1 protein-coding gene is annotated in these 823 nt (G+C 36.7%); it reads right to left on the reverse strand.

Annotation, left to right across the window (positions count from 1 at the left end):
• A partial coding sequence (locus tag KA878_RS14000; RefSeq protein WP_210142255.1) for a relaxase/mobilization nuclease domain-containing protein occupies nt 1-823 on the reverse strand: 823 nt, incomplete at both ends.

The raw sequence follows: 823 nt of genomic DNA on the forward strand, positions 1-823 counted from the left end.
AGAACTTCTTCTATCATGTTCAAGTTTTCTGGTGTTGTCTGCGAAGTTGTCCCATTCTGATTGAGTTGCTTTTCTATCTGGTCCAGTTTCTCTAGTATTTTCTTGTTTTCTGGATTTAATTCGTCCATCATACCCATGTTCTAAGCCCCCTTTATCGTATTTTTCCCCAAGCTTACTACCCCGTGCTTTTTTATCTTCTTCAAGGTGTTTGTAAGTAATCGTTTTTTCAGTGATACGCTCGATTTTCATACCGTTCTGTAATAAATCTTGATTCAACTCTTCATGATTCGTTGCTTGTGTTTGATCTATAACCATACGAATTTGTTCTTTCCAAGGTATCGGTTTATTCCCTTTCTGAGCTTCTTTTCCAATTTCATATTCGGCTTGTGTGTAGCGTGTTACTCTTTGTTTTTCTGGAACTGATAAACCATGTTCACGACAAATATTGTCATTGGCTTGTTTAACGAATTCACGTTGCTTTTTATTACTTTGATATTTATTACCTGTCTCAAGGTCAATTGAATTAATCACAATATGGTTGTGGTAATGATTTTTATCTGTATGTGTATAGACGGCGACTTGATGATTGGGTGCGATTTTCTCGGCTAATTCTAAACCGATTTGATTACATTGTTTTGGCGTTACTTCGCACGGCTTGAATGATTGGATAATCGTATGTGCTTGAATCCCATCTTCTTTGCCATATAAAGAGCGTGTGGCTTTAAAAGATGATTTAGCGTAATCTACATCGCAATTCAAACCACTTTTTTCTTCTGCACGTTTTTCTGCGTAATTGATTGCCCGACTTGCCGATTTGGTATTA

It is taken from the genome of Staphylococcus sp. GDY8P57P (assembly GCF_017892585.1).
GTDB lineage: Bacteria > Bacillota > Bacilli > Staphylococcales > Staphylococcaceae > Staphylococcus > Staphylococcus borealis.